15 protein-coding genes are annotated in these 16635 nt (G+C 58.0%); 4 read left to right on the plus strand and 11 right to left on the minus strand.

Translation table 11 applies throughout. The features are described from left to right. Positions 1-90: 90 nt before the first annotated feature. Together FMM72_RS01910 and FMM72_RS01915 are read left to right on the plus strand one after the other, a co-directional pair. Entirely contained in the window at positions 91-1764 is a 1674-nt protein-coding gene (locus FMM72_RS01910) for a hypothetical protein (RefSeq protein ID WP_162220411.1), read from the plus strand. A gap of 2 nt (positions 1765-1766) precedes the next feature. Next, positions 1767-1970 carry a hypothetical protein gene (locus tag FMM72_RS01915; RefSeq protein WP_162220412.1) on the plus strand — a complete coding sequence of 68 codons (204 nt, stop codon included), beginning with the start codon at positions 1767-1769 and terminating at the stop codon, positions 1968-1970. 93 nt (positions 1971-2063) lie between these two features. Here the strand turns inward: FMM72_RS01915 and FMM72_RS01920 are convergent, their stop codons facing one another. From FMM72_RS01920 to FMM72_RS01935, 4 genes are all read right to left on the minus strand, one after another. Next, positions 2064-2504 carry a MarR family winged helix-turn-helix transcriptional regulator gene (locus FMM72_RS01920; RefSeq protein ID WP_162220413.1) on the minus strand — a complete coding sequence of 147 codons (441 nt, stop codon included), beginning with the start codon at positions 2502-2504 and terminating at the stop codon, positions 2064-2066. Between the two features lie 13 nt (positions 2505-2517). Next, entirely contained in the window at positions 2518-4377 is a 1860-nt protein-coding gene (locus FMM72_RS01925) for an ABC transporter ATP-binding protein (protein ID WP_162220414.1), read from the minus strand. After that, the gene (locus tag FMM72_RS01930; RefSeq protein WP_207710294.1) at positions 4377-6107 is read right to left on the minus strand and encodes an ABC transporter ATP-binding protein; all 1731 of its coding nucleotides are present in this window, start codon (positions 6105-6107) and stop codon (positions 4377-4379) included. The genes FMM72_RS01925 and FMM72_RS01930 overlap by 1 nt, the downstream gene beginning before the upstream one ends. Positions 6108-6195: 88 nt before the next feature. Then, complete coding sequence (locus FMM72_RS01935; RefSeq protein WP_162220415.1) at positions 6196-6648, minus strand: glycoside hydrolase family 3 C-terminal domain-containing protein; 453 nt, start codon at positions 6646-6648, stop codon at positions 6196-6198. On the opposite strand from FMM72_RS01935, the gene FMM72_RS01940 reads away from it, so the two are divergent. After that, a complete protein-coding gene (locus FMM72_RS01940) occupies positions 6611-7219 on the plus strand; it encodes a substrate-binding domain-containing protein (protein WP_162220416.1) in 609 nt (202 codons plus the stop codon). The two genes, FMM72_RS01935 and FMM72_RS01940, sit on opposite strands and share 38 nt — an antisense overlap. Positions 7220-7282: 63 nt before the next feature. On the opposite strand, the gene FMM72_RS01945 is transcribed toward FMM72_RS01940, so the two are convergent. From FMM72_RS01945 to FMM72_RS01970, 6 genes are all read right to left on the minus strand, one after another. Further along, positions 7283-7762, minus strand: coding sequence for an ureidoglycolate lyase (locus FMM72_RS01945; protein ID WP_257431622.1), 480 nt, complete (start codon positions 7760-7762; stop codon positions 7283-7285). Positions 7763-7789: 27 nt separating this feature from the next. Beyond that, positions 7790-8695, minus strand: a complete 906-nt coding sequence (locus tag FMM72_RS01950; RefSeq protein WP_162220418.1) for an ABC transporter permease — start codon at positions 8693-8695, stop codon at positions 7790-7792. 1 nt (position 8696) lies between these two features. After that, on the minus strand, positions 8697-9791 hold the full coding sequence (locus tag FMM72_RS01955) for an ABC transporter permease (RefSeq protein ID WP_243157691.1): 1095 nt from the start codon (positions 9789-9791) through the stop codon (positions 8697-8699). Beyond that, positions 9781-11307 (minus strand): ABC transporter ATP-binding protein, encoded by a 1527-nt coding sequence (locus FMM72_RS01960; protein ID WP_162220419.1) that lies wholly within the window; start codon positions 11305-11307, stop codon positions 9781-9783. Before FMM72_RS01960 ends, FMM72_RS01955 begins: the two co-directional genes overlap by 11 nt. A 76-nt stretch (positions 11308-11383) precedes the next feature. Further along, positions 11384-12481, minus strand: a complete 1098-nt coding sequence (locus FMM72_RS01965; RefSeq protein ID WP_162220420.1) for a BMP family ABC transporter substrate-binding protein — start codon at positions 12479-12481, stop codon at positions 11384-11386. A gap of 60 nt (positions 12482-12541) precedes the next feature. Continuing rightward, positions 12542-13951, minus strand: a complete 1410-nt coding sequence (locus FMM72_RS01970; protein ID WP_160209546.1) for an ADP-ribosylglycohydrolase family protein — start codon at positions 13949-13951, stop codon at positions 12542-12544. A gap of 112 nt (positions 13952-14063) precedes the next feature. On the opposite strand from FMM72_RS01970, the gene FMM72_RS01975 reads away from it, so the two are divergent. Next, a complete protein-coding gene (locus FMM72_RS01975; RefSeq protein ID WP_162220421.1) occupies positions 14064-15251 on the plus strand; it encodes a PucR family transcriptional regulator in 1188 nt (395 codons plus the stop codon). Here FMM72_RS01975 and codA read toward each other — a convergent pair. After that, on the minus strand, positions 15183-16520 hold the full coding sequence (gene codA / locus FMM72_RS01980) for a cytosine deaminase (RefSeq protein ID WP_162220422.1): 1338 nt from the start codon (positions 16518-16520) through the stop codon (positions 15183-15185). The two genes, FMM72_RS01975 and codA, sit on opposite strands and share 69 nt — an antisense overlap. Positions 16521-16635: the final 115 nt, after the last annotated feature.

Below are 16635 nucleotides of genomic sequence, written 5' to 3' on the forward strand. Positions count from 1 at the left end.
GCCGGTTGGAGAAAAATTTTATTTTGCATGAAAGATTTTCGCGTGTTGATCGTATATAAAAAACGCAACTATGCAGCGGGAGGAATATGCATGTTTATGGCAAAGCAGCGCCGGGCCGGAGGCCGCCGCTCCGCCCTGGCTGCGCAGACGGGACGGAGCGGGACGCCTGCTCCGCTGATACGGCGGACCGTCGCGCCCGCAGTGGTCGCCCTGCCGCAGGTCGAAATTGCCGGCGAGCCGCCCGGGCCTGTCCACGCGTTGAACAGCGCGCCCATCCAGGCCAAGCCTGAGGAAAGCAAGCCGGAGCGCAAGGCGCGGGAAGCACAGGAAGCGCGGGCGGCGCAAAAGGCGCAGAAATTGCGGGAGCTCCAGCAGGCACGGGCAGCCGACATCCAGGCGGCTCAAAGCGCCACGCCCAGCAAGGGCGCCGCTTTCGACGCGATGCACCAAGCGCATATGCAGAAACTGGCCGGCAATCAGCGGGAGCTGCGGCCCTATCAGGTGGAGCTTCAGGATCGTATCGACCGCGGGGAAATCGGACTTGAAAGAGATGTTTCCAAATTGCCGGGACTGTTCGGCGCGGGCGGGTACGATCTGGCTCGCGACCGCGCTGGCATCCAGCGGAGGTTCGACGCCAGCCCGCTTGCCAACCAAGCGCTTTTCTCCCGGGCCTTTACAAGCGGCGCTTTCCGGGGATTTCAAGCGCCCAAAGAACCCGGAGGCGCCTATTACCAGCCCGGAACGCACAAAATTGCGATCGAACCGGAAAAGGACGCCCAGGATCAGCGCGGCGCCTACAGCGTGCTGTTCCACGAGGCCAACCATTTTGTGGACAACCAAGCCGGCGCCGACGCCATTCTCCCGGCGGACGTTGCGGAGAGTGAGAAAATACTGAATCTTTCAAGGCAGATGGGTTCGAATAGCGCAATGCTGAGTCAGCTTGAAGTGGAGCTGGACAAAAAACGAAAAGGGTTCCAGCCGGGCGGGGTGTGGGAGCAAGATTCAAGCAGCCACATCAGCACCTATAGCGAGGAAAGCGCGGGATGGTATGAAGGCGCCTACAGGGACTTTGAAAATTATCGCGACAACTTCTTCAAGGCCGCCCACGGAAAAGGGAAAAGCGAAGCGGACCGCGCCGCCGTAGAGGAAGCGATCAAAAAGCGCCTGTATTTCGATATCGTTCGCCGCGCCCAGGCGACGGCCGACCGGGGCGGCGATCTGGAAAGATATGGAGGAAGCGTGGAGGCAGCCCAGCAGATCGCTGGGATGAAGCTTGAACAGCTCAAATCGCTTTCGCTCAAGGAGCAGCGCCAATTTCTGATTGATTCCAACCCGCTTGGCCGGGGGAAATTCAGCAACGGCAAAACAAATCTGTCAGCCGGCGTGCAGGACGCTTTCCGAGGCTTTGCTCACCGGGAGATGCGCGACAGCACCGGCACAAGCCCAGCGGAAAAGCAACGGAAAGCACTCAATGAAGATCTCAGTAAAAGCCTTCCCTGGGGGCACGACTACGACTATAATACGAAGACGCCTGACCAAACCTTAGGCGTGCATCGCGACGCCCGCAAAGGTAATCACAGCACACTGCACGAGATGATGGCCAACATGTCTGAGGCTTTCATGGACGACGACATGGAAAAGCAGCTCTATTTTGAGGAATTCATGCCAAACGCCATGCAGGCTTATCAGAGGACCATCCACAAGGCGGCTCTCGGGGAGCTTGGGGTGGCTTATAACAGAAAATACGTGAAAAGGAGCCACTGATTATGACGGATCTTTTGCAGGAATTGTACAGCGAGCATCCAAAATCGCCGGAACAGCTCGCCCTCCAGGCCGCCGAACAGGCGTTTTTGGAGGCGTTCGGCTATATGCCCCTGTACAGCCCGGATATGTCCTTTATAACAGAGGACGTCACCCGGCAGCTTTGGGAGGCTGTCACAAAAAAAGAGCCGGGCAGGTTTTCGCAATAAGCGACGTAAAAGCGGGGGGCGCGAAGCACCCCTGCTTTTAGCGTATCGCTGCGCCTGCCGAACCTTTTTGGCAGTCTGAACAGCGCCCCGCTTTTATAACGGGCCGCCCGCGAGATTTTCGGCGGCGCGGCGCAGGCTGTCCGCGAGCGCGGCGGACTCGGCGGCGGTAAAGCCGTGCAGCATCCGCGCGTCGGCCTCCTCAAAGGCGGCGCGCACCTGCGCGGCTTTTTCACGGCCGGCTTCTGTCAAAACAATCCTGTATGAGCGCCGGCTCTCCTCATCCGGCATACGCCGCAGAAGCCCCGCCGCCTGCATACGGTCGAGCGTGCGGGAAAGCGTCGCCGTATCAAGCCAGCAGGCGTCCGCCAGCTCGCGCTGCGTCATGGGCGCGCTGCGGCTGAGCAAACTGTTGAGAATGCGCGGCTGTCCCTCGCCGAGCGTCAGCCCCAGCGCAAGCAAACGCGGCTTGAGCGCCCTGCGCCGTACAAAATCAAGCGTGCGCAAAGCCTCCCAGACATCACAGTCCTGATGCATTGCGGCTCCCTCCTTATTCCAATGTGTATTGGCCGGTATACAATTTATAATAACGGCCCTTTTGCGCCAGCAGGCCGTCATGGTCTCCGCGCTCAACGATCACGCCTTTTTCCAAAACAAAAATTGCCTGCGCGTTGCGTACAGTCGACAGGCGGTGCGCGATGACGAGCACCGTGCGCCCCTCCATCAGCGCGTCCATGCCGCGCTCAATCAAACGTTCCGTGCGCGTATCGACCGAGCTGGTCGCTTCGTCGAGGATAAGCACCGGCGGCCGCGCGATGGCCGCGCGCGCGATGGCGATGAGCTGCCTCTGCCCCTGTGACAGGTTCGCGCCATCGCTTTCAAGCATCGTATCATAGCCGTCGGGCAGGCGGCGGATAAAGGAATCCGCGTTGGCCAGCCTGGCGGCCGCACGCACATCGCCGTCGCCTGCATCCAGGCGGCCATAGCGGATATTGTCCGCGATCGTACCTGTAAACAGATGCGTATCCTGGATGACCATCGAGATTGAACGGCGCAGGTCGTCCTTGCGGATATCGCGCACGTCGATGCCGTCATAGGTGATCGAGCCGGCGTCGATCTCATAATAGCGCGTGATCAAATTGATGACTGTCGTCTTGCCCGCGCCGGTCGAGCCGACAAACGCCAGCTTCTGCCCCGGCTTGGCGTACAGGCTGATCCCGTCGAGCACCGGCTTTTGGGGCGCGTATCCAAAGCGCACGCCGTGAAAGCGAACATCCCCGCGCAGCGGCACAAGCTCATACATGCCGTCCGCAGCCGGGCGCTTCCATGCAAACATGCCGGTATATTCGCCGCATTCAGTCAACGCGCCGTCCGCACCCTGCGTGGCGTTGCACAGCGTCACTGTACCGCCGTCCTCCTCGGGCTTTTCATCCATCAGGTCAAAAATACGCTCCGCGCCGGACAGCGCCGCCAGGATAAAATTGATCTGCTGCGTAAACTGATTGAGCGGCATGGCGCTCTGGCGCACATAGACAAGATAAGCGGCCAGCGCGCCGAGCGTCATGCCGCCCGTCAGCGCAAACAGCCCGCCCAGGCACGCCGAAACGGCGTAATTAAAATAGGACAGCGCGACGATCGTCGGCACCATGCGCCCGGAGAAGGTGAGCGCCTTTGTAGAGGCCAGGCGCAGCGCCTCGTTGCGGCGGCAGAACTCCTCAAAATCCGCGTCCTCATGGTTAAAGACCTGTTCGACCTTCTGGCCGGAAACCATCTCCTCCACAAAGCCGTTGATACTGCCAAGACACGCCTGCTGCTCGGCATAATACCGTTTGCTGTGCTTTCCATCGCGCTTGATGAACAAAAACATGACCGCCAAAAAGGCGATAACGATGAGCGAAAGCCGCACGTTGAGCGCCAGCAGCATCGCCACTGTCCCGGTCACAACGATCGCGCTCTGAATCAGCAGTGCGAAGCTGTTGTTGAGCGCCTCGGTCAATGTGTCGACATCGTTTGTAAAGCGGCTCATCAGCTCGCCGTGCGTATGCGCGTCAAAATAACGCAGCGGGAGCGTCTGCACATGGCAAAACAGATCGCCGCGGATTCGGCCGACCACTTTCTGCGAGACGCGCACCATCAGTTGATTATAACCCCAGGTCGCCAGCACGCCGGTCAGATACATCAGCGCCATCAGCCCGATCATCCGTACCAGCCCTGGTATGTCGCCCGGCAGGATATAGCCGTCGATCACCGGGCTGAGCAGGTATGTCCCCAGGATATTCGCTCCGCTGCTGACACAAACCAGCACGGCCACCACCGCCAGCAAAAATTTATGGTAGCCCATGTAGTGCAGCAGGCGTTTGACCGCTTGACGCGTATTTTTCGGCCGCTTGGACCCGTTGACAGCCGCCATCAAAGACCCGCCCCTTCCTGCTGCGACTGATAAATCTCCTGATAAACTGCATTATCCGCCAAAAGTGACGCGTGCGTTCCCTCGGCCAGGATGCGGCCGTCCTCCATGATAATAATTTTGTCAGCGTGTACGACCGACGAAACGCGCTGCGCGATGATGATCTTTGTCATCCCCGGCAGGCTTTCAGCCAGACGCTGACGGATGCGCGCTTCCGTCCCCGTATCGACCGCGCTTGTCGAGTCGTCGAGAATCAGCACCTTTGGCCGCTTGAGGATCGCGCGTGCGATGCACAGCCGCTGTTTCTGCCCGCCCGAGACATTGACGCCCCCCTGTCCAAGCTCGGTATCGTAGCCGTTCGCAAGCCGCTCGATGAATTCGTCCGCGCAGGCGATGCGGCACGCCTCGGCGATCTCCTCATCCGCGGCGTCCTGCCTGCCCCACCGCAGATTGTCGCGCACCGTGCCGCTGAACAGCGTGTTTTTCTGGAGCACGACGGCGACCGCGTCGCGCAGGTGGCGCAGCGGGTAGCTTTTGACAGGGCGGCCGTCGATGCGCACCTCGCCCTGTGAAGCGTCGTAAAGCCGCGGGATCAACTGGACAAGCGTTGTCTTTGCAGAGCCGGTCCGGCCGATGATGCCCACTGTCTGGCCCGCCCCAACGGTAAAAGAAATATCCGACAGGACAAATTCAGCCGCCTGCTGCCTGTACTTGAACCAGACATGGTCGAATGCTATTTCGCCGCGCGAAACCGTGCAGTCCGGCGAGGCGCTGCGGTCGGTGATTTCAGGCGTCTCGTCGATGATTTCCAGAATGCGCCGGCCCGACGCGAGCGAGCGCGTCAGCATCATAAATACGTTTGATATCATCATCAGGGAATTAAGCACCTGGAGCACGTAGCTTAAAAAGCCTGTCAGCTCGCCGACCTGCATACCGCCGACGCGCACCATGCCGCCGCCGAACCAGAGGATGGCGAGGATGGTGGCGTAGATCACAAGCTGCATGGCCGGCATATTGAGCGCAGACAGTCCGAACGCCTTTTCCGAAGCCGTTTGCAGCACACGGTTGCCGGCGCTGAATTTTTCGATCTCATAATCGCCGCGCACATACGCCTTGACAACGCGGATCGCCGTCAGGTTTTCCTGGATGATGCAGTTGACCTGGTCGATCGACGACTGCATCAACGTATAAAGCGGGCGCACGCGCCGGATGATTTCAAACAGCAGCACGCCGAGCAGCGGCATGGCCACCAGGAACACAAGCGCCAGTCTGGCATTGATTGAAAAGGATACGATCGTCGCCGTCAACATCATGGTAGGCGCGCGAAACGCCGGCCGTATCCCGTTTGAGACGGAATTCTGTATCGTCGTCACATCGCTGGTCAGGCGCGTCACAAGCGACGGCGTACTGAACCGGTCGATGTTCCCGAATGAAAACCCCTGCATACGCCGGTATTCAGCCTTGCGCAGCTCGGCGCCAAGCCCCTGGCCGCACAGCGCCGAAAAGCGCGCGCTTCCGACGCCCAAAATGAGTGCCGCTCCGGCGCAGACGGTCATCAGCGCGCCGCGCCGGAAGATATACGCCCGATCGCCCATCGCAACGCCGACATCCACAATATCCGCCATAATCAGCGGAATGACCAGCTCGAACATCGCCTCCGTCACAACGCAGAGGATCGCGCCGAACGCATACTTTTTATACGGCCCCATATAGGATAAAATCCGGCGGATCATAAAAACGCCTCCCTCCTGGCAGCCCCCGCAGATCGTTGCCGAATCAATCATTGTGTACGCCATTATTGTATCAGCAACAGTTGAATTGTCAAGTATTTTCACAGCGCACCGTAAGCGTCCCATCTTTCCATGCCGTCTCCAGCGCGCCATAGGCAAAGGTGGTGTAGCTCAACCCGTATCCGAAGGGATAGAGCGGCTCTTTGTCCATCGCGTCAAACCAGCGGTAGCCGTTGAGCAGCCTCTCTGTAAAATGGGCGGTATTGGGATGCTTCGCGTCCTTTTCGCTGATGCGCCCGCAGGGAGCGTACCGCTCCGGATGCTCTGGATCGCGCGCCGCCAGATCCTCCAGCTTTTTTGGGAATGTGACCGGCAGACGCCCCACGGGATTGACCGCACCCTCCAAAACGGCGAGCGCAGCGCGCGTACCCTCCTGGCCGGAGAACCACATCTCCAGAATGGCCGTCACCTGATCCCGCCAGGGCATTTCTGCCGCGTCGCCGTTGTTGAGCACGACAACCGTATGCGGATTTGCCGCCGCCACGCGGCACCTGCTGGAGCTTGGACACAGGCAGATCGGCTGCGCCTCCGGCTCCATCCGGCTGAACGTCAACGCCTGCCGGTACCTGGGGTACCGCATGGCCCTTGAGGAATACGGCCTGACAGTCAACCCCGACCTGCTTTTTTGCGATTCCCTGTCCATCGCATGCGGACAGAAAGCCCTGCCCTGCCTGCTGGGGCTGACTGTGTCCGCCCTTTTCGCCTTCAACGATATGATCGCATACGGCATCTATAAAGAATGCCGCAACTACAACCTGTTGATTCCTGGAGATCTGTCCGTCATCGGCGTGGACGATATTTTTCTGTCCGATATCATCTATCCACCCCTCACAACCGTGGCGCAGCCGGTTTCGGAAATCGCCGCCCGCGCTGTGAATGGAATGCTTCACCTGTTGCAGGGCCCTCAAAACAGGACCGATACCGCCAAGCTCAATCCCCATTCTGAAGGTGCGCGGCAGCACTGCGCGCTTTTGCCAGGGTTCTGTTTGAAAGCAAACGTTTGGCAGCGCAAAAATAGCATATCGTTTTTGCCAAATCATTTTCATGCCGCCTGAAACTAAAAAAGGGAATGTGCAATTGCCAGGCGGCAATTGCACATTCCCTTTTTAGACGCGCGCTCAATATGACAGTGTGACTGGCCCACCCTGCACGTCCACCCATACGGCCGGCTGTTTTCCGGCTGTGGCCAGGTAATAATACCCGGTCCGCCGGCCAAGCCCGCGGCAGGCGTCGTGCCAGACATTGCGGTCCATGACGAGGACGTCGCCGGGATTCAGGATCACCGCGCGCAGATCGCACGCCTGCGGCGGCGCGTCGCCGTCGCAGGCGGCCACGCACAGGATCACCGGTTCCGCCATGCAGAGAATCGCTTCCTGCGTGTGGCTGTGCTTTTCCATCGATGTGACTGCGCACGGCGCCGCCGCGCCGAAGGTCAGCCCCAGATGGGCGGGCGTATCGATCAGCGGCGACCGTGTCATGTGATCCTCATAGGCCGCAGCGAGCGTATGCGACACGCCCTCGCGCGCGTCCAGCATCCTGTAATACGTTCCATAGGGGGTAAAATCAAAGTCCCTGATTGGGACAGCCTTGAGCTGCACAAAATCCAACCTTTCCGCACGCCGCGTTCAGACAGCGTTTTTCTTGAGCTGATCCAGATTTGTCAGGCACATGACGGCGACTGTCGCAATATACGGCGTCATCAGCACGAGCTGCGATGGGATATTGAAGCTTTGCAGGCCGACCGAAACCGCGTCCGCAAAGGCGAAGATCAGGCATGCGAAAAACGCCTTGAGCGGGTCGCCTTTGCCGATCCGCGCAGCCGATACCGCCAGAAACCCCTTGCCGGCCGACATGTTCTCCGTAAACATCGAGATGCCGCTGAGCGGCAGGCACGCGCCGGCCGCGCCGGCCAGAATTCCGGTGATCAGCAGCGACGCCCACTTATATTTGAGCACAGAGACGCCGGCGCTCTGGATGGCCTTTTCGTTGAGTCCAACACCGCGCAAACGCAGGCCAAACGGCGTTTTATACATCGAAATTTGTGAAAGAATTACCACAACAAGCGCCACATACACAAGGATATTGTGATTATTAAACATCTCTCCGATGATCGGGATGTTTCCGAGCATCGGAATATCAATCGAGCCAAAGCTCTTGATGCGCGGATCCATGATAGAGCCGCGGATATGGAAAATATTATACAGCAAAAGCGAAGTCAGACCCCATGCGCTTAGATTCATCGCGATGCCGACGACGATTGGATCCGCCTTGAAGTGCAGGACAAAGACGCCGAAAATTGCGGACATGGCAATCCCGCTGACAATGCCGAACAATAATCCCATAAACGCGTTTTCAAACAGATAGCTGCCCCATGTGGCGAAAAACGCGCTTGTGAGCACATAGCTTTCAAGGCCGATGTTAAAGATTTTCGCCTTGTGGCCGAATACGCTTCCCATGGTGGCCAGCGCCAGCGGCGCGGACAGCCGAATGGTCGCAGCAAGCGTCGACGTGCTGAGAATCATTCCGAGCATCTTACTGCACCTCCTTTTCCTGGCGGCGGAGCATCCTTAGCTGGCGCTGCTCGCCAAACCACTTGCCGAGCGCCTCGTAATCGATTGCAACCAGCAGCACGAACAAAGCCTGCAAAACCGAGATCACAAGCCGGTTCGTTGAAGTAACGCGCTCCATGTGGAACGACCCGCTCTTGAGCGCGCCCCAGATAAACGAAATAAAGATGACGGCAATGGGATTGTTTCGGGCGATAGAGGCAATCATAACGCCGTCCCAGCCGAGGTTCGTCGCAAATCCCGGGCGGAATTTGCCAAAGGCGCCCATCATTTCCGTCCCGCCGCAGACGCCCGCTATAAAGCCGCTTAAGAGGAAAATCATTAAGAAGGTGCTTTTATAATTGACGCCGCCGAACTTTGAAAACTTTAAGTTTTCGCCGACCATCTTCAGCTCATATCCCTTGACGGTGTACTTATAGAGCAGGTGCACCAGGATTGCCAGACCGATTGCGATGAAGATGGCGGTAGACGCGCTTGTGCGCGGCAGCAGCACGGACAGGCGCGCGGTCGGCTGCATATCTGGCGTGGCGATCGCATCGGCAAGCTCCGAGGCGTCGAACCCCATGTACTTAAACGTCAGATATTCCGTGAACAGCAGCGCGGCATAGTTGAGCATCAGCGTGCTGATCAGCTCGTTGACGTCGAGCAGCAGCTTGAGGATTGCAGGGACGAACGAAAACAGCATACCGCTCAGGCCCGCTACAAGCAAACACACCACAATATGTACGCCGCGTGGCATCAAAAGCTGATAGCCGATTACGGCCGACACAAACGCGCCGAAATACATCTGCCCTTCGATACCGACATTCCAGATGCCGGATTTAAAGGCGATTACCGCCGAAATGCCGGTGATGATGCTCGGCGTGGCCCACCGGATGGTGGTTCCAACGGCGCTGGTGCTGCCAAACGCGCCGACAAGCAGGGCGGAAAATGCTTCGGCCGGGCTGTTGCCCTGGGAGAGGATGATAACGGAGCCGATCAGCACAACCAGCAATGCGGCGACGGCGTACTTGAGCAGCTCGAGCCTCCACCCGGCGTGCATTTTTGCTTTAAGCTTCATCCTTCTTTCCTCCCAGCATATACATACCGACCGTCTGCTCGTCAAGCTTGGCCGTGTTCGGCAGATCGCCTGTGATTTCGCCGTTATACATCACAAGGATGCGGTCGCTTAATTCCATGATCTCGCCAAGCTCATGGCTTACAAGCAGCACGGACACGCCCGCCTCGGCGATCTGTATAATCTTCTGCCAGATAAATTCGATTGCGCCCACGTCAATGCCGCGCGTGGGGTCCTCGATCACCAGCAGGTCGTTTTCCTGTAAAAATTCGCGCCCGACCACCACCTTCTGGATATTGCCGCCTGACAGCGAACCGATTGGTGTATAAACGTCCGGCGTTTTGACCGAAAAATCACGGACCACATGGCCGGCAAAGCTTTCGGCCTCCTTTTTGTTGACAAGCAGGGGGTTTTTAAATTTGTGCGCGACATGGTACCCCATGATGCAGTTTTCCAAAATACTCGATTCCCGGCTGCATCCCGTTCCCAGGCGGTCCTGCGGAACATAGCCGATGCGGCGGACGCGGTGCCCGCGCGGCGACAGGCGCGTGATATCCTCGCCCTCGTAGGTGATCGTACCCGACTCCGGCCGGCGCAGGCCGAAAATGCTCTCAATCAGCTCGCCCTGGCCGGAACCGGCCACGCCCGCGATTCCGACAATCTCACCCTTTTTGACGGAAAAGCTCACATTGCGGACCTTTTCAACGCCGTCGTCGCTCTTGACGTTCAAACCCCGGACGGACAGCAGATCTTCACCGATCTTCTTTTCATGCTTGGTTGTGTTAAACAGGACGTCGCGTCCCACCATCAGGCTTGCAAGAAGCTGTTCGTTCGCTTCGGCAGGCGTCAGATTTCCGGTGACGCGTCCGTTTTTAAGCACAGTGATATAATCAGAAATCTCCATGACTTCGCCAAGCTTGTGGGTAATCAGAATCACCGTCTTGCCATGCGCGGTCAGATAGCGGATCGCGTCGAACAGGCCCTCGATGCCCTGCGGCGTCAGCACCGCCGTCGGTTCGTCGAGGATGATAATGTCCGCCCCCTTATAGAGCACCTTGACAATCTCCACCTGCTGGAGCAGCGATACGGGTAGGTCGCGGGCCAGGTCGCCCAGCGGGATGGAAAAATGGTACCGCTCGCAGATCGCCTCGATATCCGCCTTTGCCTTCTTCTTGTCAAGAAACACGCCCATATGCGTGCTCTCAAAGCCGAGCATCAGATTTTCAAGCACCGTCAGGTCCTGATAGAGCATGAACTCCTGATGCACCATGCCGATGCCGCATTTGGCGGCGTCGTTCGGGCTGCGGAACACGACCTTTTCGCCGTTGACGAACACTTCGCCGCGGCTCGGCTTATAGATGCCCGCGATCATATTCATCAGCGTCGATTTGCCCGCGCCGTTTTCCCCGATGATCGAATGCACCGACGCGCGCCGCACGCTCATGTTGATATCCTCATTGGCCACAAGCTGGCCGAAATATTTGCAGATCCCCCGGACCTCCAAAATCACATCTTCCATAAACTGCCTGCCTCCCTCGGGAAAAGCCCGGTCGGTTTCAAGCGGGCGGCGCGATGCCACGCGCCGCCCGCGGTTTTCACTGGACGACGTTTTCGTCCTCCGTAATCTGGATTTCGCCGCTCTTGATACCTTCCACGACCTTCAGCACACCCTGCTGAAGCTCCTCGGGGAGCTTGTCGAAATCGCGCTGATCATACATGGGCAGTCCCTGCTCAAGACCATACGCCTTGTCGCCGCTTTCATATGTGCCGTCAAACACGCTCTTGCCTTCGACATAAAGCGCCTCGTCAAACGGCTTGAGCGCCGACCAGAATACGCACGGATCGACATCGCCCTGCCAATCGTCGCTGCCGATGCACTTGATGCCCTGATCCGCGCAGCCCGCGATGACGCCGAGCCCGCTGCGGGACGCCGACTGGAAGATCAGATCAACGCCGTTATTTTGGATCATCAGCTTGGCGACCTCCTGGCCCTTGACCGGGTCCTGATCATTGCCGACATACGCGACCTCGACCGGGATGCTCTCGTCGACATAATGCACGCCGGCGATGAAGCCGTCGCGGTACCGGCGGCTGACCGGGCGGTCGGCGTGTGCGATGAAGCCAACCTTCTTAACCTGTGTGTTGTTCGCCGCGATATACCCTGTGATAAACGACGACGCGTACGGGTCGACCGAAATGGAGCTGACGTTCGGCTGGTTCGTCTTCATATAGACGTCAGCCAGGATGAATTTTGTATTGGGATATTCCGGAGCGACCTTGACGGCTAGCTCGGACAAATCGCCCCACATGCAGTAGACCGGGTTCGCGCCAAGCTCCGCCATCGCGCGGACCTGATCCTCATATTCCGCCTTGTCAAGCGTCTCGATGATCTTTAATTCCGCGCCCGTCTCCGCGGAGAGCTTCTCCAGGCCCTTGACACACAGCGCGATGAATGGGTCGCCGACCGGCGACGGGATCAGCAGGGCGATCGGCTTGTCGCCCGTCGGCACGGCGTCCGCTGCTGACGCGGCTGGAGCGGCTGGAGCGGCCTGCTCCGCCGGTTCCGGGGCCGGCTGCGCCGCAGAAGCCGCGGCGGAAGCCGGCGCGTTCGACGGGGCCGGAGCGACGCCGCAGCCCGCCAACAGGCTTACGCACATCATCAGGCTTAAAAGCATTGCGATGGTCCTTTTCATTTCCAACATCCTTTCATTCTTGCTTATTCATATCCCAGGGGTACGCCCCTTAAAAAACAGTCATATCCAGTGGCGGCAAATTGCGCCGATCGTCTTTTCTGACAGGGAAGTGATGCTCTGTGTCTCCATCGTGCGCACATATGTATCTAAACGGTCCTCAAGCGGCTCGGTGAACTTTTTATCAAGCCGCTTCGCGCCAAGCATCGCGCCGTATGCATGGCCGACCGGCCCGCCGGTGCAGTCATTGTCCTGGCCGGACATCATCAGAATGCTCATCGCCTTGTTGTAGTCGTTGCCGGCGAAGTAGATCGCCACAACCTCGGAGGCGAGATTGGGATATGTATGCACCCAGTTGTAACGCTTGTAATGCTCCTCGCACAGCTCCCAGGCGGCGCGGTAATCAGGCGACTTTTCACACGCGTCAAACGCAAATTCAAGCACCGTGTACAGCTCGCTGTCCTGCGGGACAGCCCGCATGGCCTTCTGCAAAACGGTCTGCATGTCCGTTTCAACATACGCCATCGAAACGAGCACCGCATTGAACACCTCCGCCAGGATACCGTTATTGTGGTGCGAAACACGCCCGTCCTTCCATGCAAGCCCGGCCGCCAGGCGCGGCCTGCCAGGCGCGAGCGCGCCGCAGACGGCGGCGCGCATCGCCGCGCCGATCATCTCGCGGTATGGATTGACAAGATAACCGCTCTGCGGCGGATAGATGCCGGAGCGCATATGGCGCAGCGCAACCTCCTCGGCCGTATAGGCGAATGGGATCAACCCGACCCATTTATCCGCGATGTCGTCCGACGAAATCGCAAAACCCTTCTCCAAAAACGCGTCGAGCAGCGCAAGCTCAAAGGTGATATCGTCGTTGAGCGTCTCGGGAGGCTTGACATATCCGTCTATTTCGCCGAACACCTCCCAGAGCTGCGACGACTTAAAGCCTTCAACCGCCGTCCCAAGCGCGGAGCCGATGATCTCCCCGAGCCAGCCGCCGTGCACGCGGTCGAACAGTTCCTCACGCTGCGGCAGCGCGTAATCGGGGTATTCCTCCAAATGCACATTTTCAAGATACTGTTCAAACGTCTCGTAGATCGTATAGGACCAATATGGATGGCCAGGGATTTTCGGCGCTTCAGCGAGATGTTTAAACACGCGCGCGTTGATGATTTGTAAATCGATCAGCCGGTCATCCCGAATCGCGTCAAACGCCTGCGGGATCAGGGCTTCCGCCTTTGACACGTCATAGCCCATATTCGCCATGCTGCTGATCGCGCCGAGCATCTTGGAATACGGCGCTTTTGATTCAGGAAGCGGCTTTGACCAGGCACCCTTACCGTTTTCAAGCATCTGGCGCGCTTCCTCGAGAAATTTCCCCTCCAAAAGGCTGTCCCATTCGATCAGATCGGTGCGGTTTTTGACCGGCGCTGCGCTGCAAAACAGCTCATAGTCCCATTCCCAAGCTTTTTTCATGCAATCAACTCCTACTTTTTACCTGTAAAGGAATCCAAATCCATTGGAAAACGGATTTCTTTTATTGTATACTATTCCTATATTTTCTGTCGAAAAGGGAGGCTATCTGTCGATGTCGTTCTGTTGCGCCGATCTTTTAAAACTAAAGCACTTCAAACAGGTCCGTTTGGCGGCCGGGGAAAAAGGGCTTTACCGCCAGATATCCTGGCCGTTTATCTGTACAACGCCGACCATCTCGCAATGGCTGCATGGCGGCGAATTGCTGTTTATCTCAAACGCCGGACCCGATACGGATGAAGCGGACCTGCTCGCGCTCGCGCGCGAATCGGTTGAAAAGGCGCTTTCCGGTATGGTCCTGCTGACAGGCGGCGATTCCATCCCCACTGTTCCACACGCCCTGTCCCACCTTTGCGACGAAGCGGCCTTTCCATTGTTTGATATGCCCTGGGACATCAAACTGGTCGATATTACGCAGGAGATCTCCGAGGCGATTCTCTACCGCAGGGCGCAGAGCAAAAAGGGGCAGCGGTTCATTGAACAGCTTCTGTTTTCTGATGACGACCGGCGCAGCTTCGAGGAGCTAGCTGGCTTTTACGAGGTGCCCTGCCGTCCGATCCGGTTTGTCACGGTGGTCGATTTTCCGCCGGATTCCCTATCTCCGACAGCTCAGGAGCGTATAAAATCCGATATTTCCCATACGTTTAAATCCACTGGCGGCGACGGATACACTGCGCTCACAATGGGACATCTCAACACCGTCGTCTGCCTTGCGCTCGCCAACGACGCGCGCGCCGCCGGGCTGCTGAACAGAAGCATCGCCGACGCGTTTGAAACGCTTTGCTCCCGATACCCGCATGCTGGGCTTCGGCTTGGGATCGGCCGTGTATGCGGACCGGAAAGCAATGTCCGCGTCAGCTATACCGATGCTGGAAAGGCCTTGGCGCTCTTGAGCGGCAGCTCATTCTGTGGGAATACACTTCATTATTCTGATCTCGGAATATACAAATTGTTTTTCGAAATACAGGATCGTGAGGAGATCCGGCGTTACTATATGGAAAATCTGGAATGCCTTATTGAAGCCGACCGCAAAAACGGGTCTGATCTGGTCGGCACGCTGCGTTCCTATCTCTACAACAACTGCAACCTTTTGCGCACGTCGCAGGCGCTTTATATCCATCGCAATACATTGATCTACCGGTTAAATACCATCCGTGGGCTGCTCGACCGCGATTTAGACGACGCACTTGTCCGCCACGAGCTGTTCAACAGTCTGCTGGCCGCCGATTTTCTGAATCATTGATAACTCTCCGCCTGTCAAAAACAGCTCCTGTGTATAGATTTGTTCATTTCGTATAAATAAAATCCGTCCGCCGCGCACCGAACATGCGACTGGTGCGCGCTCACACACGGCGTCGAATGGATTGTCCGCGTTGAGCGCAATAAAACTGGCCGGCCGGCCAGGGGCGATTCCATACCCCTCCCCCAGGCGCAGCGCCTGCGCGCCGTTGTCGGTAATCAGGCTGAGCGCATGTTCAATCTGTTCGGATTCTGTCAGCTGGCATACATGCAGTCCCGCATCAAGCACATTCATGAGGTTGCCTGAACCGAGCGGATACCATGGATCGGAGATCGAATCCTGCGCAAAGCACACGTTGAGCCCCGCAGCCAGCAGCTCCGGTACGCGCGTCACGCCGCGACGGCGTGGATATGCGTCCCCGCGGCCCTGCAAATGCAGGTTCTCCGTCGGGCATACCGCGAAATGTATGCCCGCGCGCTGCAGCAGGCCGAACAGGCGCGCGGTATATGCATTGTTGTAGGAGCCCATCGCACATGTATGGCTGGCCGTCGTCAGCTCCCCTATGCCATGCAGGTACGCCTGTGAAGCAAGCTCCTCCAAAAAGCGCGACTGCTCGTCATCCGTTTCATCGCAATGCACATCAACCATGCGGCCATATTTCATCGCCAGGCGAACTGCCCGGCGTACGGAGCGGATACCAAAGTCACGGGTAAATTCATAGTGTGGGATCGCGCCGACAACGTCAGCGCCCATCTCGAGCGCCTCCTCCACAAGACGGTCTCCGCCCGGATAGGCATACATCCCCTCCTGCGGAAAGGCAACAATCTGAATGGAGACGAAGTCCCGCAGCTCCTCCCGCAGCTCCAGCATAGCCCTTAGGCCCGTCAGCGCCGGATCTGTCACATCGACATGCGTGCGGATGTGCTGCACGCCGCTTAAAACCTGCTTTTTGACTGCTATGCGCGCGCGGCGCTTCATATCCTGTGCGCTCATGCCAGCCTTTGTCCGCGACCAGCGGGAAATTCCTTCAAACAGCGTGTCGCCCGCGCCCAGAGCGCCAGGTTCGCGCGCGGTATAGACATAATCGAGGTGTATATGAGGCTCGACATATGGCGGCAGCACCAGCCGCCCGCCAAGGTCGATGCGCGGTACCTGGGGATACGCCTGCGCCAGCGACGGCGCGATCTCTGCAAAAACGCCGCCGTCTATCAAAAGATCGACCGGACATATATCCGTGCGGCGCCGTATATTTGTAAATAAAAGCCTGTCCATGACTTGGGTTCCTCCTGTATGCGGCCGTGCCGCTCATTTCTGTTAAAAGCATAGCACAGGCAAAGAGGCCCGTCATTGTACGCATCGTACAAGCATTTATCAAGCTTTCAGACTT

The organism is Anaerotruncus colihominis (assembly GCF_010206195.1).
GTDB lineage: Bacteria > Bacillota > Clostridia > Oscillospirales > Ruminococcaceae > Anaerotruncus > Anaerotruncus colihominis_A.

Bases quoted from the DNA above. Each gene is read 5' to 3' on its own strand.
- FMM72_RS01910 (WP_162220411.1), top strand. From the start codon at position 91: ATGTTTATGGCAAAGCAGCGCCGGGCCGGAGGCCGCCGCTCCGCCCTG.
- FMM72_RS01915 (WP_162220412.1), top strand. From the start codon at position 1,767: ATGACGGATCTTTTGCAGGAATTGTACAGCGAGCATCCAAAATCGCCG.
- FMM72_RS01920 (WP_162220413.1), bottom strand. From the start codon at position 2,504: ATGCATCAGGACTGTGATGTCTGGGAGGCTTTGCGCACGCTTGATTTT.
- FMM72_RS01925 (WP_162220414.1), bottom strand. From the start codon at position 4,377: ATGGCGGCTGTCAACGGGTCCAAGCGGCCGAAAAATACGCGTCAAGCG.
- FMM72_RS01930 (WP_207710294.1), bottom strand. From the start codon at position 6,107: ATGATCCGCCGGATTTTATCCTATATGGGGCCGTATAAAAAGTATGCG.
- FMM72_RS01950 (WP_162220418.1), bottom strand. From the start codon at position 8,695: ATGCTCGGAATGATTCTCAGCACGTCGACGCTTGCTGCGACCATTCGG.
- FMM72_RS01955 (WP_243157691.1), bottom strand. From the start codon at position 9,791: ATGAAGCTTAAAGCAAAAATGCACGCCGGGTGGAGGCTCGAGCTGCTC.
- FMM72_RS01960 (WP_162220419.1), bottom strand. From the start codon at position 11,307: ATGGAAGATGTGATTTTGGAGGTCCGGGGGATCTGCAAATATTTCGGC.
- FMM72_RS01965 (WP_162220420.1), bottom strand. From the start codon at position 12,481: ATGAAAAGGACCATCGCAATGCTTTTAAGCCTGATGATGTGCGTAAGC.
- FMM72_RS01970 (WP_160209546.1), bottom strand. From the start codon at position 13,951: ATGAAAAAAGCTTGGGAATGGGACTATGAGCTGTTTTGCAGCGCAGCG.
- FMM72_RS01975 (WP_162220421.1), top strand. From the start codon at position 14,064: ATGTCGTTCTGTTGCGCCGATCTTTTAAAACTAAAGCACTTCAAACAG.
- codA (WP_162220422.1), bottom strand. From the start codon at position 16,520: ATGGACAGGCTTTTATTTACAAATATACGGCGCCGCACGGATATATGT.